Source organism: Microbacterium sp. 1154 (assembly GCF_031455375.1).
In the GTDB taxonomy this organism is placed as follows: domain Bacteria; phylum Actinomycetota; class Actinomycetes; order Actinomycetales; family Microbacteriaceae; genus Microbacterium.
This window is the reverse complement of the sequence record NZ_JAVDSN010000002.1, coordinates 315069-341980: the sequence shown is the minus strand read 5'-3', so window position 1 is coordinate 341980 and position 26912 is coordinate 315069. Positions and strand designations below refer to the sequence as shown.

Below are 26912 nucleotides of genomic sequence, written 5' to 3'. Positions count from 1 at the left end.
GGCGGGATCCTGCGGGATCCCGCCCCTTTTTCACGCCGCGGCGCTTCCTGAACGTCCCCTGCCCGGGAGTGTCGTAGGTGCCCGGTAGACTAGGCAGGCCCGATTCCGGGCACCACCCCGAATTTTCCTGGAGACCCTCCATGGCGCACGCCCTTCGTCCTGACCTCCGTAACGTCGCGATCGTCGCGCACGTCGACCACGGCAAGACGACTCTCGTCGACGCCATGCTCCGCCAGACCGGCTCGTTCGGCGACCACGCGCACGTCGAGGAGCGCGCGATGGACTCGAACGATCTCGAGCGCGAAAAGGGCATCACGATCCTCGCCAAGAACACGGCGATCACCTACAACGGCATCCACTCCGACGTGCCGGTGACGATCAACGTCATCGACACCCCCGGCCACGCCGACTTCGGTGGCGAGGTCGAGCGCGGCCTGTCCATGGTCGACGGTGTCGTGCTGCTCGTCGACGCGTCCGAGGGCCCGCTGCCCCAGACGCGCTTCGTGCTCCGCAAGGCCCTCGAGGCGAAGCTCCCCGTCATCCTGCTGGTCAACAAGACCGACCGCCCCGACGCGCGCATCGCCGAGGTCGAAGAAGAGGCGCACGACCTGCTGCTGGGCCTCGCGTCCGACCTCGTCGACGACGTGCCCGACCTTGACGTCGACGCCCTGCTCGACGTGCCGGTCGTCTACGCCTCGGGCCGTGCGGGTGCCGCGTCGCTCAACCGTCCCGACAACGGCGCCCTGCCCGACAACGACGACCTCGAGCCGCTGTTCGGCGCGATCCTCGAGCACGTCCCGGCCCCGGCGTACGACGACGAGGCCCCCCTGCAGGCCTGGGTCACCAACCTCGACTCCTCGCCGTTCCTCGGCCGCCTCGCGCTGCTGCGCATCTTCAACGGCACGCTGAAGAAGGGCCAGACCGTGGCCTGGGTGCGCGCCGACGGCACCACCAGCAATGCCCGCGTCACCGAGCTGCTCAAGACCCGTGCGCTCGAGCGTTACCCCGCCGAAGACGCCGGCCCCGGAGACATCGTCGCCATCGCCGGTTTCCCCGACATCACGATCGGCGAGACCATCGCCGACCCCGAAGACGTGCGCCCGCTCAAGGCGATCACCGTCGACGACCCGGCCATCTCGATGACGATCGGTACCAACACCTCGCCCCTCATGGGCAAGGTCAAGGGGCACAAGCTGACCGCCCGCATGGTCAAGGACCGCCTCGACCGCGAGCTCATCGGTAACGTCTCGCTCAAGGTCGTCGACATCGGACGCCCCGACGCGTGGGAGGTCCAGGGCCGCGGCGAGCTGGCGCTGGCGATCCTCGTCGAGAACATGCGTCGCGAGGGCTTTGAGCTCACCGTCGGCAAGCCCCAGGTGGTCACCAAGCGCGGCGAAGACGGCAAGCTCAAGGAGCCCTTCGAGCACCTTACGATCGATGCCCCCGAGGAGCACCTCGGCGCGATCACGCAGCTCATGGCCGCCCGTAAGGGACGCATGGACAACATGACGAACCACGGCACCGGCTGGGTGCGCATGGAGTTCGTCGTCCCGTCGCGCGGTCTGATCGGCTTCCGCAGCGAGTTCCTCACCATCACGCGCGGTACCGGTATCGCCAACGCCATTTCGCACGGCTACGACGACTGGGCGGGCTCGATCACGACCCGTCAGAACGGCTCGATCGTCGCCGACCGCATGGGCGTCGTCACCCCGTTCGCCATGATTGCCCTGCAGGAGCGCATGAGCTTCTTCGTGCAGCCCACCGAAGAGGTCTACGAGGGCATGGTCATCGGCGAGAACTCGCGCGCCGACGACATGGACGTCAACATCACCAAGGAGAAGAAGCTCACGAACATGCGTTCGTCGACTTCCGACTCCTTCGAGTCGATGACGCCGCCGCGTGTGCTCACGCTGGAGGAGTCGCTCGAGTTCGCCCGTGACGACGAATGCGTCGAGGTCACGCCCGAGAAGGTCCGTATCCGCAAGGTCGTGCTCGACGCGACCGAGCGCGGCCGTGCCGCCTCGCGCCTCAAGCGTCAGGATGCCAACGCCTGAGCCATCCCGCTCGCGAACGGCCCCGCCCAGCCTCGTGCTGAGCGGGGCCGTTCGGCGTTTCCCGGCCCCTTGAGTGTCCGGGAAGCTCCGACGGGTCTGGGGATCCGTCGGGCTGTTTCGGGCAGTCAACCGGCTGCCGCTTGTACGCATAAACGCGATCCGCGCGCAGAAACGCGCTCTGCTCCTGTTTCTGCGCGCCGGAAGCGTTTATGCGTGAACCGGTTGACGGCGCTGCCGCCGGTTTGTGACCGGAAGGCGGACGCGCCGGGCGTCCCCGGACGCGCGAGTGCGCCGCGGGTGCCGGGCGACGAGCGACCTCGAGTGTCCAGAACACGCCGCGCCGGGGTGCGACCACACGGCGTGTCCTGGACACTCGACCCGGGATGCCGTGACCCGGGCCCCGGGCGATGGTCCTCAGCGCGACTCGACGACGCACACGGCGCTCATGCCGGGCGACAGCGCTTCGAAGACGTGCGGCGAGTCGCCGGCGTACGAGAGGTAGTCGCCGGGGAAGAGCTCGTACGGGTCGTCGGCGGGGCCGGCGAGGCCGTGACCCGAGACCATGACGAGGTGCTCGACCGTTCCCCGCGGGTGCGGCTCGGACCGACGCGGCTTCCCGGGTTCGGCCGAGAGCAGGTAGATGTCGCGGCGCGCGTGCGGCGGGCTCGCCGAGAGCAGCACGGCGATGTACTCGGACGCCGAGGAGGCGACCGCGGTTCCTGCTTCTCCGGCGCGGATCAGGGTGGGGGAGTGCGGTCCCTCGTCGACGAGGTCGGCGAAGGTGATCTCGAGGGCGGAGGCCAGGGCCCACAGCGTCTCGACACTCGGGTTACCTCCCCCGTTCTCGAGCTGCGACACGGTCGCCTTCGCAACTCCCGCCCGCCGCGCCAGCTCGGACACGCTAAGGTCGCGCCGCTCCCGCTCGCGTCGGAGGCTCGAGGCGATGCGGTCGCTCAGGTCGCTCATGCGTTCATTATCGCCACCGATCGTTCGATTTGACGAACGCGCGTGGAGCGTTCACGATGATGTCCATGCGTTCGTTCTACCGAACACCTGAGGGAGTGGCCGCGCGGCAGGGACTCGCCGTCGCGCTCGCGACCAGCGCCTATGGCATCTCGTTCGGCGCTCTGTCCGTGGCATCCGGTCTCGACATCTGGCAGACCTGCGTTCTCAGCCTGCTGATGTTCACGGGCGGATCGCAGTTCGCCTTCGTCGGTGTCATCGCGGCCGGGGGAGTGGCCGCAGCCCCCGCGGCCATCGCCTCGTCGGCATTGCTGGGGGTGCGCAACGCCGCCTACGCCATGCGAATGGCTCCGGTCGTCGCCGGCGGCTTCTGGCGGAAGGTGTCGGCGACGCAGTTCACCATCGACGAATCCGTCGCGGTCGCCCTGGCTCAGGAGGAACCCCGCGCGCGCCAGGCCGGGTTCTGGGTGACCGGGGTGGCGATCTGGGTGGGCTGGAACCTCTCGACCCTCCTGGGCGCGCTCCTCGGCGACGTGCTCGGGGACCCCCGCGCGTACGGTCTCGACGCCGCCGCTGCGGCCGCGTTCCTCGCCCTGCTCTGGCCGCGCCTGCGCGGGCGTCAGCCCCTCGCGGTGGCGTCGGGAGCGGCGATCGTCGCGGCGCTGCTCACGCCGTGGCTGCTCCCCGGCATCCCGGTCATCGCCGCGGCCGGCGTCGCGATCGTGGTGGGTCTGTTCGACCCCCGGCCCGCGAAGGCGCCGCGAGGAGAGGAGCGGATGCCGTGACCCTGTGGACAGCGGTGCTCACGGCATCCGTCATCTGCGTCGCCCTGAAAGCGACGGGCTACCTGCTCCCGGCCCACTGGCTCGACGCTCCGCGCCCGGCTCGCATCGCGGACTTCCTCACCGTCGCCCTGCTCTCGGCGCTCGTGATGGTGCAGACCCTGGGCGCCGGCGCGGCGGTCGTCGTCGACGCGCGGCTCCCGGCCGTCGCGATCGCAGCCCACCTGCTCTGGGCGCGGGCGCCGTTCCTCGTGGTGGTGGCCGCCGCAGCCGTCACCGCCGCTCTGCTGCGGCTGTGGGGCTGGGCCGCCTGAGTTCTCAGACGGCGCGCATAGCCGCCCCGCCTAGACTCGGGCGGTGACTTCCACGATTCTTCGCGTCGTCGGCTGGGTGGTGGCCCTGCTCGTCGGAGCCTTCTACGGTGCGGCCGGCACGGTCGGCCAGGCCTTCCTCGTCGGCCCGGTGCCCGTCGGCCTGATCCTCGCGTCGATCGGCAGCGCGGCCTTGCTCATCGCCCTGCGCACCCTCACCGGCGACCGGGTGAACGCCCTCGCCGGCGGGCTCGGCATCACCGCCGCGACGTACCTCTTCTCTCAGGTGGGTCCGGGCGGCTCCGCGATCGTGGCTGCGCCCACGGCGGGTACGGAATGGATCCCGCTGGTCTGGACGGTCGTCGGCCCCGCGCTGATGGTGCTCGTCGCGCTGTGGCCGGACTTCTCGAAGATGCAGGCCCCCGCGCGGCCGGTCGAATCCTAAGCCCGCGGGCCCGTCGGCGGAGTCGGTCGCCCCAGCGCGATTAGACTGAGCGGGTGACTTACGTGATCGCCCTCCCGTGTGTCGATGTCAAAGACCGCGCCTGCATCGATGAGTGTCCCGTCGACTGCATCTACGAGGGTGAACGATCGCTCTACATCCACCCCGACGAGTGCGTCGACTGCGGTGCGTGCGAGCCGGTCTGCCCCGTCGAAGCCATCTACTACGAGGACGACCTCCCCGAAGAGTGGTCCGACTACTACAAGGCCAACGTCGAGTTCTTCGACGACATCGGCTCGCCCGGTGGAGCGGCCAAGGTCGGCGTGATCGCCAAGGATCACCCCGTCATCACCGCGCTGCCCCCGCAAAGCCACTGAGCCGTGGGCGTCGCCGACCTCGCCGACTACCCGTGGGACGCCGTCGCCCCTTACGCGGAGCGCGCGCGGCGACACCCTGACGGCATCGTCGACCTGTCCATCGGCTCGCCGGTCGACCCGACGCCCGCCGTCGTCGCCGAGGCCCTCGCCGACGCGACCGACGCGCACGCCTACCCGCAGACCGCCGGCACGCCGGCCCTGCGCGAAGCGATCGCCGAATGGTACGAGCGCCGTCGCGGCGTTCCGGGCCTGAGCGCGGCGAACGTCCTGCCGACCGTGGGGTCGAAAGAGCTCGTGGCCCTGTTGCCGCTGCTGTTGGGTCTGGGCCCCGGCGATGCCGTCGTGCACCCCCGTGCCGCCTACCCCACCTACGAGGTCGGTGCGCGTCTCGTCGGCGCTGAGGCCGTGGCATCCGACGATCCCGGCGAGTGGCCCGTCCACACGCGGCTGGTCTGGATCAACTCCCCGGGCAACCCCGACGGCCGCGTCCTGTCGAGGGACGAGCTTCGGGATGCCGTAACCCGGGCGCGCGAGATCGGTGCCGTCTTGGCGTCCGACGAGTGCTACGCCGAACTGGGCTGGGACGCGCCGTGGGACGCGCAGCCTGTGCCGAGCGTCCTCGATCCGGCCGTCGTCGACGGCGATCTCACCGGCGTGCTCTCGGTCTACTCGCTGAGCAAGCAGTCGAACCTCGCCGGTTACCGCGCGGCGTTCCTCGCCGGTGACCCGGCTCTCGTTTCGCGGCTGCTGACCGGGCGCAAGCACCTCGGCCTCATGCCTCCCGGTCCCGTGCAGCGGGCGATGACCGTCGCGCTCGGCGACGACGCGCACGTGGTCGAGCAGCGCGAGCGCTACGCCCGTCGCCGCGCCGTCCTCAAGCCCGCGGTCGAGGCCGCCGGCTTCACCGTCGACCGCAGCGAAGGCGGCCTGTACCTGTGGGCGACCGAGGGACGCGACGCGTGGGAGAGCGTGGACCGGTTGTCGGAACTGGGCATCCTCGTCGGGCCGGGGCACTTCTACGGCACCCATTTTCCGGATCATGTGCGGTTCTCGTTGACCGCCACCGATGAGCGCATCGCCGCCGCCGCGGAGCGTCTGCGCGGCTGACCAGGAGGATCCCTCCATTCGATGGGGGTGCTCTTTGGCGGTGTCATCTGTACGCCGGAGGGACTACTAGGCTGTAAAGGCAGGTCGTTCGGGGTCACCCTCCGCGCGCCCCGCCGACCCGGATGCCATACCCGTGGCATCCATCGGTCGAGAAGATCGCGGGGCGCCGCAAGCCCCCGCGTTCGACCACACGGGCGACCAGAAATCGCAAGGAGGCGCGGTGAGCGACGCGGGCACGCAGCAGGACAAGGCCACTCTGACGGTAGGTGGCACCACCGCCGAATTCCCGGTCCTGCGAGGCACCGACGGCGTTCCGAGCATCGACATCGCGTCGCTGACGAAGCAGACCGGGCACACCACGCTCGACTACGGCTTCGTCAACACGGCGTCGACGAAGTCCGACATCACCTACATCGACGGTGATCAGGGAATCCTCCGCTACCGCGGCTACCCGATCGAGCAGCTGGCGAAGAACAGCACGTACCTCGAGGTCGCGTGGCTGCTCATCTACGGCGAGCTGCCCTCGGCATCCGAGCTGGCGTCGTTCGACGAGCGCATCCGCCGTCACACGCTGCTGCACGAAGACCTCAAGAGCCTCTTCTCGGCCCTCCCGCCTACGGCTCACCCCATGTCGGTGCTGTCGGCCGCGACGGCCGCGCTCTCGACCTACTACGAGGCCGAGTCCGACCCGCACAACCCCGAGCACGTCGAGCTGAACACGGTGCGCATGCTCGCGAAGCTGCCCGTGATCGCGGCCTACGCGCACAAGAAGAGCATCGGCCAGGCCTTCCTGTATCCCGACAACTCGCTCGGCTTCGTCGACAACTTCCTCAAGCTCAACTTCGGCGTGCACAGCGAGCCCTTCGAGGCCAACCCCGTCATGACGAAGGCCCTCGACCTGCTGCTGATGCTGCACGAGGACCACGAGCAGAACGCCTCGACGTCGACCGTCCGCCTGGTCGGCTCGACCGGTGCCAACCAGTTCGCGTCGATCTCGGCCGGCATCCAGGCGCTCTCGGGCCCCCTGCACGGTGGTGCGAACGAGGCCGTGCTGCAGATGCTCGCGCGCATCCGCGACTCGGGCGAGAGCGTCGAGCGCTTCGTCGAGCGGGTGAAGAACAAGGAGCAGGGCGTCAAGCTCATGGGCTTCGGTCACCGCGTCTACAAGAACTACGACCCGCGCGCCAAGCTCGTCAAGGAGTCGGCCGACGAGGTGCTCGAGGCCCTCGGCGTGAGCGATCCGCTGCTCGACCTCGCCAAGGAGCTCGAGCAGATCGCCCTGGAGGACGACTACTTCAAGGAGCGTCGTCTCTACCCCAACGTCGATTTCTACACCGGCGTGATCTACAAGGCGATGGGCTTCCCCACGCGCATGTTCACCGTCCTGTTCGCGATCGGGCGTCTGCCCGGCTGGCTCGCCCAGTGGCGCGAGGCCATCACCGACCCGCAGACCAAGATCGGCCGCCCGCAGCAGCTGTACACGGGCGCCGCCGAGCGCAACTACCCCGGCATCTGAGTCCAGTTTGGAACGCCCCGTCCCTCTCGTCAGGGGCGGGGCGTTTCGCGTCGGGGCGGTGCGATGCGGTGCGGGCCATGTCCCACTTTGTGCTGCCCGGGGCGGTGTAGAACCGCCGAAAGTGGGACATGGTCTGCGTAGATCGGGACGCCGTGGTGGGTGCGCTGCGCTGGCGGTAGCGGGTGATCGGACCGTGTCCCACTTTGTGCTGTCTGGGGCGTCGTGGAACCGCCGAAAGTGGGACATGGCCCGCATCGATGGCGACGCGGTGGTGGGTGCGGCGGTGGGGGTAGCCGGTGATTGAGCCGTGTCCCACTTTCGGCTGCCTGGGGCGCTGTGGAACCGCCGAAAGTGGGACATGGTCTGCGCCCATCGGGACATGGCGGCGAGCGGATGCCGCGGAGCGCGGCCTCGAGCCGATGACCTGACCCAGTAGGGTCGGGGCATGTCGCGTCTGCTCGTTCGTCGCCCCTCGCCGTCGCTCGCGGACGGCGAGCTCACGCACCTCGACCGGGTGCCGGTCGATGCCGACCTGGCCCTCGCGCAGTGGCAGAGGTACGTCGACGCCTTCCGTTCGCGCGGGTGGGAGGTCGTCGAGATCGAGCCGGCGGACGACCAGCCCGACGGCGTCTTCGTCGAGGATGCCGTCGTCGTCTTCGGCGACCTCGCGGTTCTGTGCCGCGCGGGTGCGCCGTCGCGCCGCGGCGAGGCTCCGAGCGTGCGCGCCGGGGTGCTGGCATCCGGAATCCCCATCGCCGAGATCGTCGCGCCGGGGACGCTCGACGGCGGCGACGTACTGAAGGTCGGCACCACCGTGTACGTCGGGGTGTCTGCGCGCACGAACGCGGCGGGTATCGCTCAGCTGCGGGCGCTGCTGGAGCCGAGGGGGTGGGACGTGCGCGAGATTCCCGTGACGAAGGTGCTGCACCTGAAGTCGGGGGTGACGGCGCTTCCCGACGGCACGGTCATCGGGTTCGAGCCGCTCGTCGACGATCCCACGTTGTTCCCGGTGTTCGCGGGGGTCCCCGAAGAGCACGGCACCGCCGTCGTGGTCCTCGGCGAGGGTTCCGTGCTGATGTCGTCGGACGCGCCCGAGACCGCCGCCGCGCACCGGCAGCGGGGTCTCGAGGTGGTCGAGGTCGACATCAGCGAGTTCGAGAAGCTCGAGGGCTGCGTGACCTGCCTGTCGGTGCGCGTACGTGACTGATGAGGTTGTGGGTGGGCCCGGCTGGGTCATCGGCGCCGACCTGCGTCCGCGGATCACGGATGCCGAGGCCTTCCGCGCCGGAATGAGCGACGATCCGCTCGTCGAGGTCGTCGCCGCACTGTGGAGCGGCGAGCCGCTACGGGTTCTCGAGTTGCTGGGCGCCGCGACGACCCCGCGGATGCGTGCCCTGCGTGCCGACGCACGGGCCGCCCTCGGCGATACCACGACGGCGCGTGCTGAGTACGACGCGCTGGTCGAGGAGTCCCTCGGGACGGGCCGCGAGGCGGTGATGCGCCAGCACCGCGGCAAGGTGCTGCTCGCGGCGGGAGAGATCGAGGCCGCGATCGCGGATTTCTCTCGCGCGCTCGATCTGCGTCGGGACGGCGACGCGGCGCTTCTCGCGTCGTCGGAGCAGGCGCTGCGCGTCGCGCGGCGGCGCCTCGAGGATGCACGGCGGTACCGCCTCGAGGACGGCCCCGCGGGTCGTGGGGGACCGGGAGGAGCAGCCGACTGAACGCGGTCGGTGCGCGGCGCCCTGCGGGAAGCGCGTTCCGGTGTGAGGAAGCGTGTCCGAACGGTCGCGGCTCCGCCGGGGGAAATGACGCGTCAGGCGTGCAGCGCCTCGTTCAGCGTCACGCCCACCCCGGAGCGGGCCGAGGCCTCGACGGCGCCGGTGAGGGAGTTGCGGCGGAACAGGATGCCGTCGCGACCCGACAGTTCGCCGGCCTTGACGGTCTCGTCGCCCACCCGCACCTTGGTGCCGGCCGTGACGTAGAGCCCCGCTTCGACGACGCAGTCGTCGCCGAGCGAGATGCCGATGCCGGCGTTCGCCCCGAGCAGGGTGCGTGCGCCGATCGAGACGCGGTGGGTGCCGCCGCCCGAGAGGGTGCCCATGATCGAGGCTCCGCCGCCGATGTCGGTACCGTCGCCGATGACGACGCCCTGCGAGACGCGGCCCTCGATCATCGATGCGCCGAGGGTTCCGGCGTTGAAGTTGACGAAGCCCTCGTGCATGACGGTCGTGCCGGGGGAGAGGTACGCGCCGAGGCGCACGCGCGAGGCGTCGGCGATGCGCACGCCCGCCGGGAGCACGTAGTCGGTGAGACGGGGGAACTTGTCGAGGCCCTGCAGCTCGATGCCGTGGCGTTTGAGCTGCGGCAGCAGCCGTGTCGCGTCGTCGGGGTGGACGGGGCCCGCGTTGGTCCACGCGACGTTGGGGAGGTGGCCGAAGATCCCGTCGAGGTTGATCTCGTTCGGGCGCACGAGGAGGTGCGAGAGCGCGTGCAGACGCAGGTAGGCGTCGACCGTCGATGCGGGGGCGGCATCGGCGTCGATGGTGAGCGATACGGTCTCGACGACCACCCCGCGACGATCGTCGGGGCCGGCGGAGGGCTCGAGCGCCGCCTTCTCGGCATCCAGCTCGATCGCGTCGCCCAGGATGGGCTTCGGGAACCAGGCGTCGAGCACCGTCCCCCCGGTGGTCCGCGTCGAGAGGCCGGCAGCGCTGATGCGTCGTTCGTTGCTCACCGTCCCAGGGTAGTGGGGCAGTGCCTGTGGGAAGATCGGGGCATGCCCGCGCTCGACCTCACCCTGTCCTCGGCCGCCCTCACCCGAGCCATCTGCGACATCCACAGCGTGTCGGGAGACGAGACCCCGCTCGCGGATGCCATCGAGGAGGCCGTCTCCGCATACGCCCATCTCGAGGTCATCCGCGACGGCGACACGATCGTCGCCCGGACGAATCTGGGGCGCGAACGTCGGGTCGTGATCGCCGGGCACATCGACACCGTGCCGATCAACGGCAACCTCCCGGTCGAAGATCGCACGGTCGACGGCGTCGAGGTCATCTGGGGACGGGGCACGGTCGACATGAAGGCCGGCGTCGCGGTTCAGCTCAAGCTCGCCGCCGAGCTCACCGAGCCCCCGGTCGACATCACCTGGATGTGGTACGACCACGAAGAGGTCGACTCCTCTCTGAACGGCCTCGGCCGGCTGTCGCGCAACCGCCCGGACCTGTTCGCGGGGGACTTCGCCATCCTCGGCGAGCCGAGCAACGGCGAGGTCGAGGGCGGATGCAACGGCACGCTTCGCGCGATCGTGCGCACCGAGGGCGTCCGCGCGCACAGCGCCCGATCGTGGATCGGTGAGAACGCGATCCATAAGGCCGCGCCGATCCTCGCGCGCCTGGCCGAGTACCGCGCGCGCGAGATCGAGGTCGAAGGCCTGGTGTACCGCGAGGGCCTGAACGCCGTGAGCATCTCGGGCGGGGTCGCCGGTAACGTCATCCCCGACGCCTGCGCCGTCGAGGTCAACTACCGTTTCGCCCCGAGCCGTGACGCGGCGGCCGCAACCCGTGTCGTCACCGACGTCTTCACGGGCTTCGACGTCGAGATCGTCGACGTGGCCGAGGGCGCCCGCCCCGGGCTCGACGCGGCTCTCGCGAAAGAATTCGTGGATGCCGTGGGCGCGACGCCCCAGCCCAAGTACGGCTGGACCGATGTGGCGCGGTTCTCGGCCCTCGGCATCCCGGCCGTCAATTACGGTCCCGGCGACCCGCATCTCGCGCACCACGACGAGGAGCGCGTCCCGCTCGCGCAGATCGATGCCGTCGAGCGCGGCCTCCGTGCCTGGTTGAGCGGGTCGTGACCACCGCGGCCACGACGCGCACGCCGGTCGACCGATGGCAGCGCCTGCCCGTGGCGGCGCGCATCGCGATCGTCTACGCCGCTGCGCGCGTGGTCACGACGGGCTTCTTCCTGCTCGCCTCGGCGTTGTCGGGTCCGGGCTCCCGGTACGGCATCGCGCCCTCGCTCGAGAAGCTCGCTCTGGGGTGGGACGCCCAGTGGTACTGGCTCGCCGCCGTCTCGGGGTACCCGATGGATCTGCCGCTCGCCGCCGGTGGTCACGTCGCCGAGAACGCCTGGGCGTTCATGCCTCTTTATTCGTACCTCTCGGCCGGGCTGGGCCTCCTGCTCGGGTCGTGGGGCGCCGGGGCCGTCGCGATCTCGCTGGCCGCGGGCTACGGAGCCTGCCTCGTGCTGCACTCTCTGCTGCACGAGCGCATCGGAGGGGCGGCCGCGATGTGGGCCGTGATCTTCTTCGCGAGCGGTCCGCTGGCCGCCCTGTTCCAGGTGGGCTACGCCGAGGCGCTGTTCCTCTTCTTCCTGTTCCTCTCTCTCCGATGCGTCCAGCGGCGGCAGTGGCGGTGGCTCTACCTGCTGGTCCCGGCGATGGGCTTCACCCGCCCCGGCATCCTTGCGTTCGCGTTGTTCCTCGGGGTCTACGGCATCCATCGTCTCGTCCGTCGACGGACCGATCCCCTGCCGACGCGCGACATCGCGCACCTCGTCGCGCTGGGGGGTCTCGCGGTCGTGGTGGGCTTCGCGTGGCAGGCGATCGCCGGCTTCGTCACCGGTGACCCCGGTGCGTACCTCGCCACCGAGCTCGCGTGGCGGCGCAACTGGCTCGGCGACTCGAGCGGCGGATTTGTGCCCTTCGACGGGTTCATCCAGGCCGCGGGGTTCTGGTTCACGCGCTGGGGACTGGGTGCGGTGACGGGCTACGTCTTCCTCGCGATGCTCGTGCTGGCCGTGGCCGCCCTGCTGCTGTTCTCGCCGCAGGTGAAGCGGCTGGGCATCGAGGTGCGGCTGTGGTCGGCAAGCTACCTGGTCTACCTGCTGCTGGTGTTCTTCCCGCAGTCGAGCATCTTCCGGCTGCTGGTTCCGATCTCGCCGCTGTGGGGGGCGCTCGCGGTGCCGCGGTCCCGCCGATGGAGGATCGGCGTTCTCGCGCTCGCGCTGCTCGGACAATGGTGGTGGATCTACAACATGTACGCCCTCGCGAACACGTACTGGCAGATTCCCTGAAGCGGATCGACAGAGGCCGACCGCGCGGTACAACCCGCCACGCGGGATACCGGTAAACTTGTCGGCAGACCAACGACGAAAAGGGGGCCGCGATGGCAGCCATGAAGCCGCGTACCGGCGACGGACCGATGGAGGCCGTGAAGGAGGGCCGGTTGATCATCGTGCGCGTGCCGCTCGAGGGTGGCGGGCGACTCGTCGTCTCGGTGAACGATGCCGAGGCGAAGGAACTTTACGACGTCCTCGGTGGTGTCGTCACCGCCTGACGACCATCGACACGAAGACGGCCGGTCCCCTCGGGGGCCGGCCTTCTTCGTTCGTTCGGAGAGCTCAGGCCTCGGTCGGCCGCGTCGTGAGCTGCAGAAGGCCTTCGCCGGTGGTCGAGAGCGCGCCGATCACGGCGGGCGAGGACTGCACTTCCTGGATCAGTGAGCGGTAGGCCGTGGTCACCGGGTCGCGGCGCACCGGGTCGGCCGCGCCGTGCGCGAGGACACGGGGGATGAGCACCGTCCCGCCCGCACGCACCAGGCGCAGACCGTGCTCGACGTACTCGATGACGCCCTCGGGATCGGCGTCGATGAAGACGATGTCGTACGACGCCTCGTTCATGCGCGGCAGCACGTCGGACGCGCGACCGGTGATGAACCGGGCACGGGCGGCGGGCACGCGGGCGTCGACGAACGCGGACCGTGCGGCTCCGAGGTGCTCGGGCTCGCTGTCGATCGTCGTGATGGTCGCGCGGGGAGAGCCGTGCAGCAGCCACAGTCCCGACACGCCGCCGCCGGTGCCGACCTCGACGATGTTGAGAGCACGGGATGCCGCCGAGATCACGGCCGCCTGGGCTCCGACCGCGGGGCTGATGGGCGCCGCTCCGAGCTCGAGTGCGTGCGCCCGGGCGCGAGCGATGTGCTCGGGCTCGACCGTCGACTCCTGCACGAACCGTTCGTTCGCCTCATGACCGCTCACGTGGACCTCCTCAGATCAGGCTAGACGGCGGATGGTCGCTCACCCCCTAGGCGAGGCCGGTAATCTGGACGCATGTTCTTCGGCCTCACGATCGAGAAGCTGATGCTGATCGGCGTGATCGCAGCGGTCCTCGTCGGCCCCGAGCGCCTCCCGCGCTACGCGGAGGCGTTGGCCAAATTCACCAAGCGCGCCAAAGAGACGCTGCAGGGTGCCCGCACGCGCATGCGCGACGAGATGGGCCCCGAGTTCGACGACGTCGACTGGAAGAAGCTCGACCCGCGGCAGTACGACCCGCGGCGCATTATCCGCGAGGCCCTGCTCGACGACACCCCGACGGCGACCATGCGTGCCGCGGGCGCCGCTGCTCTCGCGGCGCGCGAGAAGCCGGCATCCGCCCCCTTCGTGGTCGGCGAGCGCCCGCCGTTCGACGACGAGGCGACCTGACGCGGATCCCGTCGGCTGACCCGGGTGGTCGGTGCTGAGTCGGGTGGCCCCGCAGCCGAGGGAACACGCCCGGCCTGAGCGGTGGCTTCCACAGGCTGAGCCACCCGGGGGCGAGGTCGGACGACCGCGTGTCACGAGAACAGGGAATGCCACCGGAACAGGCGGATTCGGTGCGAAACGCCCTCTTCTCATGGCGGCGCCCTGTTCTCGTGAGGGGGGCGGCGGGGACGTTCCCGGATGCCGTTGGGGCGGGGGCGCCGCGGGCGCGTCATGAGAACAGGGGATGTCACGGGAACAGGCCGATTCGGCGAGAAAGGCCCTGTTCTGGTGGCGGCGCCCTGTTCTCGTGACGGGAGCGGCTCGGGTCAGACGCCGAGCCGCAGGGGCTTACCCGCCAGGCCACGCGGGCGGATGGCCAGGGCCGACGCCGCGGCGTCGATCGCACGAGCGGCGGGGTCGTCGGGCTGCGACAGCACCACGGGGCGCCCATCGTCGCCACCGGCGCGCAAGGCGGGGCTGAGAGGGACGGATGCCAGCAGCGGCACGTCGACGTCGGCGCTCGAGAGAGCGCGGGCCACCTCGGCGCCGCCGCCGGAACCGAACAGATCGAGCACCGTACCGTCGGGGAGTGTCATCGCGGCCATGTTCTCGATCACGCCGATCGGGCGCTGACCCGTCTGTCGCGCGACGAGACCCGAGCGCACGGCCACCTCGGCGGCCGCCGCCTGCGGGGTCGTGACGACGAGAACGTCGGCGTGGGGGAGCAGTTGCCCCACCGAGATCGCCACATCACCCGTGCCCGGGGGCATGTCGAGCAGCAGCACGTCGAGGTCGCCGAAGAACACGTCGGTGAGGAACTGCTGCACGGTGCGGTGCAGCATCGGGCCGCGCCAGGCGACCGCACCCGCGGCGTCTTCTCCGGGGCGCCGCAGGAACATCCCGATCGAGATGACCTTCACCCCGTAGGCCACGGGCGGCAGGATCAGATCGTCGAGCTTGGTGGGAGCGGGGGGCAGGCCATCGGCGTCGACGAGTCCGAGCAGTCCCGGGATCGAGAAGCCGTGCACGTCGGCGTCGATCAGGCCGACGCGCAAGCCCTTCGCCGCGAGGGCGACGGCGAGGTTCGCCGTGATGGTCGACTTGCCCACGCCGCCTTTGCCACTGGTGACGGCGATCACGCGGGTGAGGGAGTCGGGGCCGAAGGGCATCTCGCGCTTCGCGCGCCCGCCGCGCAGTTTCTCGGTGAGCGCCTTGCGCTCGTCGGGCGACATGACGCCGACCCGTACGTCGACCGCGTCGATGCCGGCGACCGAGGCCGCGGCATCCCGTACATCGCGTTCGATGCGATCCGCGGCGGGGCAGCCGACGATCGTCAGGGCGATGCCGACCTCGGCGGTCGTGCCCGAGACGGAGATCTCGCGCACCATGTCGAGCTCGCCGAGCGGCCGCCGCAGTTCCGGATCGGTGACGGCGGCGACCGCGTCGCGAACGCTCTCGGCGAGGACGTCGGTCACGAGGCAGGGCGAGGAGCGTCGTCGTGCTCGTCGAGGCGTTCGAGGGCGGCCTTGAGTTCGGCGCGCAGCGTGTCTTTCGTGATGACCTCGTCGGTCAGGTCGCGCACGGCCATGCGCAGCGCCACGATCTCGCGGGCGAGGTACTCGGTGTCGGCCAGGTTGCGCTCGGCGCGCTGACGGTCTTGTTCGATCTGCACGCGGTCGCGGTCGTCCTGCCGGTTCTGCGCGAGCAGGATGAGCGGGGCCGCATACGAGGCCTGGAGAGAGAGCACGAGCGTCAGGGCGGTGAAGCCGATGGCCGCGGAGTCGAAACGCCAGTCGTCGGGGGCGATCGAGTTCCACCCCATCCACAGCACGCAGAAGAGCGTGAGCGACAGCAGGAACGTGGGGGTGCCCATGGCCCGCGCCACCCATTCGGTGAACCGACCGAAACGGTCGCGCGAGGGCTGCGGGGTGCGCGGGGCGAGGACGCCGGTGCGGCCGCGCGGGGCGTCGAGAGCCGGCTTGCGGTTGGTGCGTGCCATCAGCGCCTCCTCGGGGTCTGCGGGGTGATCTGGGGGATGCTCCGCGTCGCGGTCGCCCTGGTCGTCGTCTTGGGTCTCGGATCATCGCTGTCGTGCGTGCGCCAGTCGTCGGGCAGCAGGTAGTCGAGCACGTCGTCGACGCTCACGCAGCCGACGAGGCGATGCGCCTGATCGACCACGGGAAGCGACACGAGGTTGTAGCTCGCGAGCAGACGCGCGACCTCGGCGGCGGTCGCGTCGGCCGGTACGGGCTCGAGCGTGTCGTCGATGATCGCGCCCAGGCGCTCGTGCGGGGGGTACCGCAGCATGCGCTGGAAGTGCACGGTGCCGAGGAGCCGCCCCGTCGGCGTCTCGTACGGCGGAAGGGTGATGAAGACGGATGCCGCGAGGGCGGGGTGCAGCTCGTGCCGGCGGATGAGGGCCAGGGCCTCGGCCACCGTCGCGTCGGCGGAGAGCACGATGGGCTCCGGCGTCATCAGGCCACCGGCGGTGTCGGGGCCGTACTGGAGGAGGGCGCGGACGTCGTCGGCCTCTTCCGGCTCCATCAGGTCGAGCAGCTGCTCGGATCGCGACTCGGGGAGCTGACCGAGGAGGTCGGCCGCGTCGTCGGGCTCCATAGCATCCAGGATGTCCGCCGCGCGCTCGTCGCCCAGCTGCTCGAGGATGTGCACCTGCTCGTCTTCGGGCATCTCTTCGAGGGCGTCGGCCAGGCGATCGTCGCTCAGCTCTTCGGCGACCTCGATGAGACGCTCTTCGGGGAGGTCGAGCAGCGTGTTGGCGAGGTCGGCGGGCTTGAGCTCGGAGTAGGTCGCGACCAGCTGCTCGGCGGACTGCGCCTCGCCGGGCGTCTGGTTCTCGCGCACCTCGCCCCACGCGGCGAACGTCGTCGCGCCCTTGGCGAAGGGCGACGCGCTCGTGCGCGGGCGACGGAGGAACAACTGCCCCACGTCCCACTCGCCGAGGCGGTTGCGCTCGATCGCGACGTCCTCGATCACGGCCGTGCCGGAACCGTCGACGAGGCTCACGCGACGCCCCAGCATCTCGGCCATGACACGCACTTCACCGCCGCGTTGCTGGAAACGGCGCACGTTGATGAGGCCGGTCGTGATGACCTGACCGGCCTGGATGGAGGTGACGCGCCCGATGGACACGAACACATGTCGTCGGCCGGGAATCTCGACGACGAGCCCCACGACGCGCGGTGCCGCCGACGCGCGGTAGATCACCACGACGTCGCGCACCTTGCCCAGACGGTCTCCCGCCGGGTCGAACACCGTGCAGCCCGCCAAGCGGGCGACGAAAACCCTTTGCGTGCTCACCGGACCAGCGTAGTCCGCACCTCCTATGCAACACCGGTGGAACGGTCAGGCGCGCGTGACAGGATGGTGAAATGAGTATGTTCGCGCAGCGTCCGGGTGCCGGCCGCGACGAGGTCGGCGAGAAGATCGCCTCGTTCCCGACCTACGAGCAGGCGCAGAAGGCCGTGTCCTCGCTGATCGCCGGAGAGGTGCCCGCGCGCGACATCGCGATCGTCGGTTCGGGTCTGCGCTCGATCGAGCGCATCACCGGCAAGCTCGGCTACGCCACGGCGGCCCGTTCGGGCGCGTTGAACGGCCTCATGCTCGGTCTGCTGTTCGCTTTCATCTTCGTGCTCGGGATGCCGACCGTGCAGATCTCCGCCTTCATCGGCGTCCTGCTGGTCGGCATGGCGCTCGGCATGATCCTCAGCATCGGCACCTACTCGATCGTGCGTCGCCGTCGCGATTTCGCCTCGGTCATGCAGGTCGCCGCCGACCACTACGACGTGTGCGTCGCCGCCCCCAGTGTTCACAAGGCCCGCGGGATCGTCGGTCCCTCCGGTGCCGGTGCCGCCCGCACCGTCTCGCGCGCGGCGGCGGCCGATACCGCCCCGCCGCAGTACGGCGAGCGTGTCGCCCCGGGCGGCGGCTCGCCGGTCGCCCCGCCACGACCGCCCGCACCGACCCCCACCGCTGCACCGCGCGACGACGAGCCGCCGCGGTACGGAGAGCGGATCGCGCCGACGGGGGAGCGCCCCGCCGAGGCTGATGCGCCCGCCGAGGAGCACGCGGACTCCGACGAGCGCCCCGCCCCGACCGAGCGGTGACAACCGAACCCGTCCGCATCGCCGTCGCGCTGCCGACGGGCGACACCGAGGTGTCCGGGCTGTGGTCCGCCGCCCCCGACCCCGCCCCCGACCCCGCCCCCACAGTCGCCCTCGCGCACGGCGCGGGTGCCGGGATGGAGCACCCCTTCCTGGCCGGTCTCGCCGACGCGCTCGTGACCCAGGGCGTCTCCGTGCTGCGGTTCGTCTTCCCCTACGTCGAGGCGGGCAGGCGCATGCCGGGGCCCGCCCCGCACGCGGTGGCGACCTGGGGCGGCGTCGCGACCTGGCTCGAGACGGCCGCGCCCGGCCCCTTCGTCGCCGCGGGCAAGTCGTACGGCGGGCGCATGGCATCCGTCGCCGCCGCCGAGGGCGTGATCGCTCCCGCGCGCCTCGTGTACCTCGGTTACCCTCTGCACCCGCCGGGGCGACCCGAGAAGCCGCGCCGCGAGCACCTGCCCGCCATCGTGGTGCCGCAGTTGTTCGTCGAGGGCGAGCACGACCCGTTCATCGCTCCACGCGAGCAGTTCGACGAGGTGGTCGCGTCGTGCCAGGACGCTCGCGTGCACTGGGTCGCCGGTGGTAACCACTCGTTCGAGGTCAAGGGCGCACGGCGCCCCGCCGACGCGATCGGTGCGGAGCTGGCGCCCGCCGTCGCGGAGTTCGCGCGGGAGCGGTAGGAGCGTAGGAGCGTCAGCGCCCGGCGGCGTAGCCCTGCGCACCCCGCGGATTGGCGGCGGCCCACAGTAGCCCGTCGGCGTCTCGACCGACCGCGCTGACGCGGCCCAGGGCCCAATCCCCGGCCCGGCGCACGCGGTGTCCCCGCCGCTCGAGCTCGGCGATCACGCCCTCGCCCAAGCGGTCTTCGACCACCGCACCCGCCGGTGACCACGTGCGCGGCCAGAACGAGTCGACGAGGGCCGTCGTGTGCAGGGTGGGGGCATCGATCGCCTGCTGCGGGGAGTAGCCGCCCACGAGCACGCGCAGCACAACGGGGAGCTGCCACTGGTCCTGCTGGTCCCCGCCGGGCGATCCGATCGCGATGACCTCGTCGCCGCGCGTGAGCAGCGTCGGGGTGAGCGTGGTCCGGGGGCGACGACCGGGAACGAGGGATGCCGGGTGCCCCGGCTCGAGCCACACCATCTGCAGACGCGTGCCGAGGCAGAACCCCAGCTCGGGAACCACGGGGGAGGACTGCAGCCAGCCGCCCGACGGGGTGGCCGAGATCGCGTTGCCCCACCGGTCGATCACGTCGAGGTGGCACGTATCGCCACGGGTCTGACCCGAGCGGTCGACCGTCGGTTCGCCGGTCGAGCCCGAGGCCGTTCCGTGCGTCGTGCGCAGAGGCGGCAGGACGGGCTCGCGACCGTCGGGGGAGCCGGGGCGGAGCTCGGCGGAGGCGTCCGCACCGATGAGCTCGCGTCGAGCCGCGACGTAGTCGTCGGACAGTAGGGCCTCGACGTTCACGGCGTCGGCGGTGTCGCCGAACCAGGCGTCGCGGTCGGCGTACGCGAGCTTCTGCGCTTCGAGCAGCAGGTGGGCTCCGTCCGCCGACCCGGGGTCGACATCGTCCGCGTCCCCGATCAGGCGGAGCGTCTGCAGGAACGCCGGCCCCTGCGACCACGCCCCCGCTTTGAACACGTCCCATCCGCGGAACGACACCGACACGGCGGGTTCGAACGAGGCGCGCCACGACGCGAGGTCGGCGGCGTCCAGGATGCCGGGATGATCGCCGCCGTCCGCGTGCCGGTGCGGTGTGTGCAGGAACGCCGCGGCCCGGGGCAGCACCTCGTTCATCCAGCGCTCGCGCGCCGCGTCGATACGCGACTCGCGGTCGGCGGCGTCGGCGCCCGCGGCGACGAGCGAGTCGAGCACGTCGGCCCACGCCGGGTTGCGCACCACCGTGTCGGGCGCGGGCGGCTCGCCGGTCGGCATCCATTGCTCCGCCGACGACGACCAGTGATCGCGGAACAGGTCGGCGACACGGCCGATGGTGGCGGCCGCTCCCGCGACCAGCGGGTGGCCGTCGCGCGCGTACCCCGTCGCGAAGGCGAGGACGTCGCCGAGCTCCCATGTGCCGTGCTCGCGCAGCAGCAGGAGCCACGCGTCGACGCCGCCGGGCACTGTCGCCGCGAGCCCGCCGGACCCGGGGACCAGGTCGAGCCCTCGCCCGCGGAAGTGCTCGATGGTCGCGGCGGCCGGCGCCGGGCCCTGACCCATGAGCACGACCGGCTCGGACGCACCGGTCGGGCGCACGAGAGCGACGAGATCACCCCCGGGACCGTTGAGGTGCGGCTCCACGACGTGCAGCACGAAACCCGCCGCGACGGCGGCGTCGAACGCGTTGCCTCCGCGCTCGAGCACCGCCTGCGCGGTGGCCGTGGCCGTCCAGTGCGTCGACGCCGACATCCCGAAGGTGCCCCGGAGCGTCGGCCGGGTGGTGAAGGATGCCGGCGGCGTGAAGGTCATCGCGAAAGCCGGGCGATCCACTCCTCGACCTCGTCGGCCGTGCGGGGGATGCCCGCCGACAGGTTGACCGGACCGTCGGCCGTCATGACGATGTCGTCCTCGATGCGCGCGCCGATGCCGCGGTACTCCTCGGGGACGGTGAGGTCGTCGATCTGGAAGTACAGGCCGGGCTCGATGGTGAACGCCATGCCGGGCTCGAGCAGGCCGTCGTAGTACATGTCGCGGCGGGCCTGCGCGCAGTCGTGCACGTCGATGCCGAGGTGGTGGCTCGTGCCGTGCACCATGTAGCGGCGGTGCTGACCGCCCGTGTCGGCGTCGAGTGCCTCTTCGGCGGTGACGGGGAGCAGGCCCCACTCGGCGACGCGCGCGGCGATGACCTCCATCGCGGCCTCGTGCAGGCGACGGAAGGGCACCCCGACCTTCGCGGCGGCGAACGAGGCGTCGGCAGCCTCGCGGACCGTCTCGTAGATACGGCGCTGGATGTCGGTGAAGGTGCCCGAGACCGGGAGGGTGCGGGTGATGTCGGCGGTGTAGAGGCTGTCGACCTCGACGCCGGCATCGACGAGGATCAGGTCGCCGGGCTTTACGGCACCGTCGTTGCGCGTCCAGTGCAGATAGCAGGCGTGCGGGCCCGAGGCGGCGATGGTGTCGTAGCCGACGCTGTTTCCGTCGGAGCGCGCGCGCTGGTGGAACACGCCCTCGACCAGGCGCTCCCCGCGCGGGTGCTCGATGATGCGGGGGAGCTCGGCGACGATGTCGTCGAACCCGCGGCCGGTGACCTCGACGGCCAGGGCCAGCTCGGCGAGCTCGTACTCGTCCTTGACCAGACGCAACTCCGAGACGAAGCGCGTGACCTCGTCGTCGTCGCCGACCGTCAGGTCGTCGTCGCCGGGCTGGAAGTCCGCGAGGTGCGCTGTCGCGAGGTTCAGGTCGGCGGCGACGCCGTCGAGGGCGGGACGGGGGCCGATCCAGAACTCGCCCACGGTGGCATCCGAGTAGAACTCCGCCGTGGTGCGATCGGCACGTTCGCGGAAGTACAGCACGGCCTCGTGCCCCTCGTCGCGCGGTTCGAAGACGAGCACGGCGTCGGGCTCGGCGTCGCTACCCCAGCCCGTGAGGTGCGCGAATGCGGAGTGCGCGCGGAAGGGGTAGTCGGTGTCGTTGCTGCGCTGCTTCAAGCCGCCGGCGGGCACGACGACGCGCCGGCCGGGGAAGGCCTCCGACACGCGGGCTCGGCGCCGTGCGGCCCACGCGGCCTGCTCACGCGGCTCGGGGAGCTGGGCGGGGTGCTCGGCCCAGCCGGTCGAGATCGTGTCGAGGAACCCGCGGGGGAAGGGGGCTTTCCGATTGCTGGGGGCGTCGAGTTTCTGCTCGTCGGCCTGGGGCTCGGCGGTCGTCGCGGTCGTGTCGCTGGTCGAGGGGGCATCCATCGTTCCAGTCTCGCACCGTCGGGCCTCGCGTGCACGACGGTCGGTGCGGAGCGCGGCGGGTTGCGGCGCAGGCGGGCGGGCCGGGCTCCGGAGAACCTCGGCGCGCGGCGGTCGTCGAGGTGATGCTGTGCCGGCATCCCGGGTGTGCATCCGGAGCGCGGCACGCGCGGCGTGTCAGCCGCCCGTGCGCTCGAGCTGCACGACGATCGGGCGGTGGTCGCTGCCCGAGCCGTCGAGGGTGCGCATGACGACCGAGGCCGAGACGGTCCAGTCGGGTGTGGCCATGACGTGGTCGATCGGTGCGCCCAGCAGGGCGGGAGCATTCGTCGGCCAGGTGCCGACGCCGCCGTTGCCGCTCTCGGACGCCGCGTCGTGACAGCGCCCGAGCGTGCCGCCGTCGACGCCCATGCCGGTCATGTGATCGAGGGTCGCGTTGAAGTCGCCCGCGAGGATCACGTTGTCGGTCGCGCACTGGTCAGCCAGCCACTGCAGGTCGCTACGCCACTGCGTCATGTACTCCTCGCGCGGGGCGACGGCGTGGGCGGCGACGATGATCGGACCGTCTCCCGACACGGGCATGGCCACGGCGCTCGGGACGGTCGAGGTGTTGCTCGAACCGTCGAGCGATGACTGGATGACGGAGTACTCGCCCAGCTCGGGCTTGATCAGGACGGTGGTCGAGGTGGCATCCCATCCGGTGATGCCGTACTCGCCGTACTCCGCGTGATGGGCCCACATCGGCTGCCCCATGTCGCGCATGAGCTCGGCGACCTCGGCGCCGGTCTCGATCGTGGTCTCGGGGAGGGTCACGACGTCGGCCTGCATGCCGACGGCGAACTGCGCGATCGACTCGGCCGAGGTGGCCGAACCCGCGGTGTTCCACGTCATGATGCGCAGGCTCGAGGCGGTCTTGGCGGGCATCTCTTCGGAGCCCAGGCCGCGCTGCGCGAGCAGCGAGACGTTGATGCCCCCGGCCAGAGCGAACACGATCGCGAGGACGAAGGCGAGCGCGCGAAGCGGGCGGATGAGGGCGAACAGCAGCATCAGCAGAGTCGCTGCGATGAAGGCGGCGGCCAGCGGCGCGCGGAACGAGATGACCTGCGCCAGGGGGAACGTGCGCTCGACGCCGAACGCCGAGGGCCACGTCAACACCGCGGCACCCGCAGCGAAAGCGAGCGCGACCACGAGACCGACCAGACGACGCACGCACCCGACCATAGGGGAGCCGTCTGAGAGATCCACGGATGCCGGGTGGGCACCGCCCCAGTGAAGGCGGGGCGATACGCTCGACGGGTGCAGCGTGAACGACGATTCGAGGGTCCGAGCGACCTGCACCTGCATTCCTCTCACTCCGACGGCACGGAACCGCCCGCGCAGGTCATGGCCGCAGCCCACCGTCACGGGCTCCACACCGCGGCCCTCACCGACCACGACACGACGTCGGGGTGGGCCGAAGCCGCCGAGGCGGCGACCTCGCTCGGAATGACGTTCGTGCCCGGCATGGAGCTGTCGGCGCGGCACCGGTGGCGCAGCGTCCACCTGCTGGCGTACCTGATCGACCCCGACGACACCGAGCTCCGCGCGATGACCGACCGCATTCGCTCCTCGCGCCTGGACCGGGCGCAGATCATGGCCGAGCGCATCTCCCACGACTACGACCTCGCGTGGGACGACATCGTCGCGCAGACTACCGACGGCGCGACGGTGGGACGCCCCCACATCGCGGACGCTCTCGTGGCGCGCGGCATCGTCGCCGACCGGACCGAGGCGTTCGCCGGCATCCTGCACCCCTCCGGCGATTACTACGTCGCCCTCTACGCTCCCGACCCGGTGACGGCGGTCGAACTCGTCGTCGGAGCGGGCGGGGTGCCGATCATCGCTCACCCGGCGGGGCGGTCGCTGCTTCCCGACAGCGTGCTGCACGCGATGCTGGATGCGGGACTGGCGGGCTTCGAACTCGCGCACCGCGAGAACCTGCCCGAGCCCACGGCCCTGCTCGCCGACCTCGCCGCCGAGCGCGACCTCATCGTCACCGGCTCGAGCGACTACCACGGCCTCGGAAAGCCCAACGTGCCGGGCGAGAACACGACGACCGACGACATGGTCGCGCGGATCTTCGCCCTCGGACGCGGCACCGCGCCGGTCTTCCCGTAGGGGCGGGTGGATTCTCGGCCGAGGGATTCGCGCGGAGAGCGTCTTCGCGCAGCGGCAGGTGCGCCGGTAGATCGCGCATAAACGCGATTCGCGCCGGGAAACGCGTGCAGAGCGCGTTCATGCGTGTGGATAGCGTTTATGGGTGGCTCGAGCGCGCGGCGACGTTTCGTACGACGTGCGCGGCGACGCCCCGGACATGACGATGCCCCGCTGGCCTGCCCACGACATCCCGGATGCCGGCGCCTCGGCGCCACAAGAAACGGCGCCGACCCCGCGCGGGGGATCGGCGCCGTATCAACGGACGGTGCGTCAGGCGACGGGAGCCGTCGGCGTTCCCGAGCTGCCGCCGCCGCGGCGACGGCGACGACGGCGCGGGGCCGCGTTGCCGTCGTGGTGCTCCTTGCCGGCGCCGTCGTGCGTACCGGCGCCGCCCTCTTCGCGCGGGGCGGACTCGCCGGCGGGGGCAGCGCCCTCGGCCGACGACGATCCGCCGCGGCGGCGACGACGCGGGCCGCGGGTGCCCTCGGCATCCTGACCCTCGCTCTTCTTCTCGGCGCGAGGAGCGACGGCCTTGGGCGCCGTCACCAGACGACCCTTGGTGCCCTCGGGAATGTTCAGGTCGGTGTAGAGGTGCGGGCTCGACGAGTAGGTCTCGGTGGGCTCGGGCTGGCCGAACTCGAGGGCGCGGTTGATGAGCGCCCACTTGTGCACGTCGTCCCAGTCGACGAAGGTCACCGCGATGCCGGTACGGCCGGCGCGACCGGTGCGGCCCGCGCGGTGCAAGTACGTCTTCTCGTCGTCGGGGATCGTGTGGTTGATGACGTGGGTGACGTCGTTCACGTCGATACCGCGCGCGGCGACGTCGGTGGCGATCAAGACGTCCTTTTTGCCGGCCTTGAACGCGGCCATCGAACGCTCGCGGGCCTCCTGGCTCATGTCGCCGTGAACGGCGGCGGCGTTGAAGCCGCGGTCGCCGAGCTCGTCGACGAGCTTCTGCGCGGCGCGCTTGGTGCGGGTGAAGATGACAGCCTTCTCGCGTCCCTCGGACTGCAGGATGCGGGCGATGACCTCGTCTTTGTCGAGCGAGTGCGCGCGGTAGACGAGGTGTTTGATGTTCGCCTGCGTCAGGCCCTCGTCGGGGTCGTTGGCGCGCATATGAATGGGGTTCGACATGAAGCGACGCGCCAGGGCGACGATGGGCCCGGGCATGGTCGCCGAGAACAGCTGGGTGTGACGCACGGCGGGGACCTTCGAGAAGATCTTCTCGATGTCGGCGAGGAAGCCGAGGTCGAGCATCTTGTCGGCCTCGTCGAGCACGACCTCGGTCGCGTTCGACAGGTCGAGCAGGCGCTGGTTGGCGAGGTCGATGAGGCGACCCGGCGTTCCGACGACGATCTGCGCGCCGGCCTTGAGCTGGTCGATCTGGCCCTCGTAGGCCTTGCCGCCGTAGATGGCGACGACGCTGGTGGAGCGGTTCGAGGTCAGCATGTCCATGTCTTCATAGACCTGGACCGCGAGCTCGCGCGTCGGGACGACGATGAGCGCCTTCACACCGGGCTCGGGGTTCAGGCCGAGGCGCTGGACGACGGGGATGCCGAAGCCGAACGTCTTTCCGGTACCGGTCTTGGCCTGGCCGATGATGTCCTGGCCGGGAAGGCCGAGGGGGATCGTCTGCTCCTGGATGGGGAAGGCATCGACGATGCCCTTGGTCGCCAGGGCATCGACGATGTCCTGATCGATGCCGAGATCGGCGAAAGTCGTCATAGTGCGTGCCTGTTCCGGCGGCGAGAGACCGCCTGGGGGAGTCGTATCCACGCCTCACTCGTCCACAGGCGCGGGGCCCCGATCCGACGCCGGGGCTGTCCCACTCTACCCGGCGTGTCTCGGGAGCCCCCGACGCCTAGGCTGTCGTACGTGTTCGAGTGGTTCCGTCGTCGCCAGCGCCCGGTGGGCCGCACACTGCAGTTGCGCTCGCGCGGAGACCTCGGCGAGGCCATGCGCGTCGACTTCGCCGAGCTCGCCCCCGAGGTCGAGACGTTCCTCGGCCAGGCTGCCTACCTGCAGCTCGGGTTCTTCGAGACGCTGAGCGAGCTGATCGCCCTCACCCCGGAGCTCGTCGAGAAGGAGTCGCTCTCGCGCGCGGCGGGAGCGGCGCTCATCAAGCACCAGGAGCTCGTGGCGGTGATCCGCGACCGCGGTGCCGACCCGACCCAGCTCATGCTGCCGTTCCGCGAGTCGCTCGACGCGTTCCGCCGCAACACGCACGGGGTGCGCCCGCAAGAGACCATGCTCACGGTGCACATCACCGCGGGGCTCCTCGACGACTTCTACCTCGCGCTGTCGTCGAGCTACGGCGACACCGGACGCCGGGTCGCGCGCATCCTGCAGGCCGACGACGATCGTCAGGCCCTCGTCGACATCCTCGCCGCGACCATCGAGAGCGACGAGGAATGGCGCTGGCTGCTCGCCCTGTGGGGTCGGCGTCTCGTCGGCGACACGCTGCTCGTCGCCCGCGCGGCGCTCCGCCACGGACACCTCGATCGCGCCGAGGAGGCCAAGGTCGAGCCCGTGTTCAGTGAGCTGATGGGCGCTCACGCACGGCGGATGGATGCCATGGGGCTGGCCGCGTAACGAGAGCGCGGTCCCTTCGCCGGAATGCCGGGAGTC

At 70.8% G+C, this 26912-nt stretch carries 27 protein-coding genes; 17 read left to right on the top strand and 10 right to left on the bottom strand.

All coding sequences use genetic code 11. The features are described 5' to 3' along the window. Nucleotides 1–140 precede the first annotated feature (140 nt). A complete protein-coding gene (gene typA, locus J2X55_RS10870) occupies nt 141–2054 on the top strand; it encodes a translational GTPase TypA (RefSeq protein ID WP_115917712.1) in 1914 nt (637 codons plus the stop codon). 414 nt (nt 2055–2468) lie between these two features. Here typA and J2X55_RS10865 read toward each other — a convergent pair whose 3' ends face one another. Further along, entirely contained in the window at nt 2469–3020 is a 552-nt protein-coding gene (locus J2X55_RS10865; RefSeq protein ID WP_115917714.1) for a helix-turn-helix domain-containing protein, read from the bottom strand. 65 nt (nt 3021–3085) lie between these two features. On the opposite strand from J2X55_RS10865, the gene J2X55_RS10860 reads away from it, so the two are divergent. From J2X55_RS10860 to J2X55_RS10825, 8 genes are all read left to right on the top strand, one after another. Then, the gene (locus J2X55_RS10860) at nt 3086–3802 is read left to right on the top strand and encodes an AzlC family ABC transporter permease (RefSeq protein WP_115917716.1); all 717 of its coding nucleotides are present in this window, start codon (nt 3086–3088) and stop codon (nt 3800–3802) included. Next, nucleotides 3799–4113, top strand: a complete 315-nt coding sequence (locus tag J2X55_RS10855) for an AzlD domain-containing protein (protein WP_309823374.1) — start codon at nt 3799–3801, stop codon at nt 4111–4113. The genes J2X55_RS10860 and J2X55_RS10855 overlap by 4 nt, the downstream gene beginning before the upstream one ends. A 43-nt stretch (nt 4114–4156) precedes the next feature. Next, nucleotides 4157–4555, top strand: coding sequence for a histidinol dehydrogenase (locus J2X55_RS10850; protein ID WP_115917720.1), 399 nt, complete (start codon nt 4157–4159; stop codon nt 4553–4555). Nucleotides 4556–4608: 53 nt separating this feature from the next. Next, nucleotides 4609–4929: a ferredoxin gene (gene fdxA / locus J2X55_RS10845; protein WP_013586172.1), complete on the top strand. Its 321-nt coding sequence runs from the start codon at nt 4609–4611 to the stop codon at nt 4927–4929. Between the two features lie 3 nt (nt 4930–4932). Next, a complete protein-coding gene (dapC, locus tag J2X55_RS10840; RefSeq protein WP_309823372.1) occupies nt 4933–6036 on the top strand; it encodes a succinyldiaminopimelate transaminase in 1104 nt (367 codons plus the stop codon). 220 nt (nt 6037–6256) lie between these two features. After that, nucleotides 6257–7552, top strand: a complete 1296-nt coding sequence (locus J2X55_RS10835) for a citrate synthase (RefSeq protein ID WP_210112498.1) — start codon at nt 6257–6259, stop codon at nt 7550–7552. Nucleotides 7553–7997: 445 nt separating this feature from the next. After that, nucleotides 7998–8759, top strand: a complete 762-nt coding sequence (gene ddaH / locus J2X55_RS10830; protein ID WP_309823369.1) for a dimethylargininase — start codon at nt 7998–8000, stop codon at nt 8757–8759. Then, nucleotides 8752–9273 (top strand): hypothetical protein, encoded by a 522-nt coding sequence (locus tag J2X55_RS10825; RefSeq protein WP_181906440.1) that lies wholly within the window; start codon nt 8752–8754, stop codon nt 9271–9273. The genes ddaH and J2X55_RS10825 overlap by 8 nt, the downstream gene beginning before the upstream one ends. A 92-nt stretch (nt 9274–9365) precedes the next feature. On the opposite strand, the gene dapD is transcribed toward J2X55_RS10825, so the two are convergent. Further along, nucleotides 9366–10286 (bottom strand): 2,3,4,5-tetrahydropyridine-2,6-dicarboxylate N-succinyltransferase, encoded by a 921-nt coding sequence (gene dapD, locus J2X55_RS10820; RefSeq protein WP_115917726.1) that lies wholly within the window; start codon nt 10284–10286, stop codon nt 9366–9368. Nucleotides 10287–10328: 42 nt separating this feature from the next. On the opposite strand from dapD, the gene dapE reads away from it, so the two are divergent. The 3 genes from dapE to J2X55_RS10805 all read left to right on the top strand — a co-directional run bounded on the left by dapE (nt 10329) and on the right by J2X55_RS10805 (nt 12888). Next, nucleotides 10329–11405 carry a succinyl-diaminopimelate desuccinylase gene (gene dapE / locus J2X55_RS10815; RefSeq protein WP_115917728.1) on the top strand — a complete coding sequence of 359 codons (1077 nt, stop codon included), beginning with the start codon at nt 10329–10331 and terminating at the stop codon, nt 11403–11405. Continuing rightward, nucleotides 11402–12625 carry a hypothetical protein gene (locus tag J2X55_RS10810; RefSeq protein ID WP_309823368.1) on the top strand — a complete coding sequence of 408 codons (1224 nt, stop codon included), beginning with the start codon at nt 11402–11404 and terminating at the stop codon, nt 12623–12625. The genes dapE and J2X55_RS10810 overlap by 4 nt, the downstream gene beginning before the upstream one ends. A gap of 92 nt (nt 12626–12717) precedes the next feature. Further along, nucleotides 12718–12888: a DUF3117 domain-containing protein gene (locus tag J2X55_RS10805; protein WP_074615842.1), complete on the top strand. Its 171-nt coding sequence runs from the start codon at nt 12718–12720 to the stop codon at nt 12886–12888. 64 nt (nt 12889–12952) lie between these two features. Here the strand turns inward: J2X55_RS10805 and J2X55_RS10800 are convergent, their stop codons facing one another. After that, nucleotides 12953–13588 (bottom strand): class I SAM-dependent methyltransferase, encoded by a 636-nt coding sequence (locus J2X55_RS10800; RefSeq protein WP_309823367.1) that lies wholly within the window; start codon nt 13586–13588, stop codon nt 12953–12955. 72 nt (nt 13589–13660) lie between these two features. On the opposite strand from J2X55_RS10800, the gene J2X55_RS10795 reads away from it, so the two are divergent. Next, nucleotides 13661–14032, top strand: coding sequence for a Sec-independent protein translocase TatB (locus J2X55_RS10795; RefSeq protein ID WP_309823365.1), 372 nt, complete (start codon nt 13661–13663; stop codon nt 14030–14032). 365 nt (nt 14033–14397) lie between these two features. Here the strand turns inward: J2X55_RS10795 and J2X55_RS10790 are convergent, their stop codons facing one another. The 3 genes from J2X55_RS10790 to J2X55_RS10780 are packed head-to-tail and all read right to left on the bottom strand — an operon-like array spanning nt 14398 to nt 17389. Then, nucleotides 14398–15546, bottom strand: coding sequence for an Mrp/NBP35 family ATP-binding protein (locus J2X55_RS10790; protein ID WP_309823364.1), 1149 nt, complete (start codon nt 15544–15546; stop codon nt 14398–14400). Further along, nucleotides 15543–16070: a DUF1003 domain-containing protein gene (locus tag J2X55_RS10785; protein WP_210112505.1), complete on the bottom strand. Its 528-nt coding sequence runs from the start codon at nt 16068–16070 to the stop codon at nt 15543–15545. Before J2X55_RS10785 ends, J2X55_RS10790 begins: the two co-directional genes overlap by 4 nt. After that, nucleotides 16070–17389, bottom strand: a complete 1320-nt coding sequence (locus J2X55_RS10780; RefSeq protein ID WP_309823361.1) for a magnesium transporter MgtE N-terminal domain-containing protein — start codon at nt 17387–17389, stop codon at nt 16070–16072. The genes J2X55_RS10785 and J2X55_RS10780 overlap by 1 nt, the downstream gene beginning before the upstream one ends. Nucleotides 17390–17460: 71 nt before the next feature. Between J2X55_RS10780 and J2X55_RS10775 the strand changes: the two genes are divergently transcribed. After that, a complete protein-coding gene (locus J2X55_RS10775; protein WP_309823359.1) occupies nt 17461–18195 on the top strand; it encodes a general stress protein in 735 nt (244 codons plus the stop codon). Continuing rightward, a complete protein-coding gene (locus J2X55_RS10770; protein ID WP_309823357.1) occupies nt 18192–18872 on the top strand; it encodes an alpha/beta family hydrolase in 681 nt (226 codons plus the stop codon). The genes J2X55_RS10775 and J2X55_RS10770 overlap by 4 nt, the downstream gene beginning before the upstream one ends. 13 nt (nt 18873–18885) lie before the next feature. On the opposite strand, the gene J2X55_RS10765 is transcribed toward J2X55_RS10770, so the two are convergent. The 3 genes from J2X55_RS10765 to J2X55_RS10755 form a co-directional block, all read right to left on the bottom strand. Then, nucleotides 18886–20661, bottom strand: coding sequence for a gamma-glutamyltransferase (locus tag J2X55_RS10765; RefSeq protein WP_309823355.1), 1776 nt, complete (start codon nt 20659–20661; stop codon nt 18886–18888). Next, a complete protein-coding gene (locus tag J2X55_RS10760) occupies nt 20658–22091 on the bottom strand; it encodes an aminopeptidase P family protein (RefSeq protein ID WP_115917740.1) in 1434 nt (477 codons plus the stop codon). Before J2X55_RS10760 ends, J2X55_RS10765 begins: the two co-directional genes overlap by 4 nt. A 174-nt stretch (nt 22092–22265) precedes the next feature. Continuing rightward, complete coding sequence (locus tag J2X55_RS10755; protein ID WP_210112507.1) at nt 22266–23297, bottom strand: endonuclease/exonuclease/phosphatase family protein; 1032 nt, start codon at nt 23295–23297, stop codon at nt 22266–22268. Nucleotides 23298–23384: 87 nt separating this feature from the next. Here J2X55_RS10755 and J2X55_RS10750 point away from each other — a divergent pair, with 87 nt between their 5' ends. Beyond that, the gene (locus J2X55_RS10750) at nt 23385–24245 is read left to right on the top strand and encodes a PHP domain-containing protein (protein WP_309823352.1); all 861 of its coding nucleotides are present in this window, start codon (nt 23385–23387) and stop codon (nt 24243–24245) included. Nucleotides 24246–24554: 309 nt separating this feature from the next. Here J2X55_RS10750 and J2X55_RS10745 read toward each other — a convergent pair whose 3' ends face one another. Next, nucleotides 24555–26009: a DEAD/DEAH box helicase gene (locus tag J2X55_RS10745; protein WP_309823351.1), complete on the bottom strand. Its 1455-nt coding sequence runs from the start codon at nt 26007–26009 to the stop codon at nt 24555–24557. Between the two features lie 150 nt (nt 26010–26159). Between J2X55_RS10745 and J2X55_RS10740 the strand changes: the two genes are divergently transcribed. Then, entirely contained in the window at nt 26160–26876 is a 717-nt protein-coding gene (locus J2X55_RS10740) for a ferritin-like fold-containing protein (RefSeq protein ID WP_115917746.1), read from the top strand. The last annotated feature ends 36 nt before the right edge of the window (nt 26877–26912 follow it).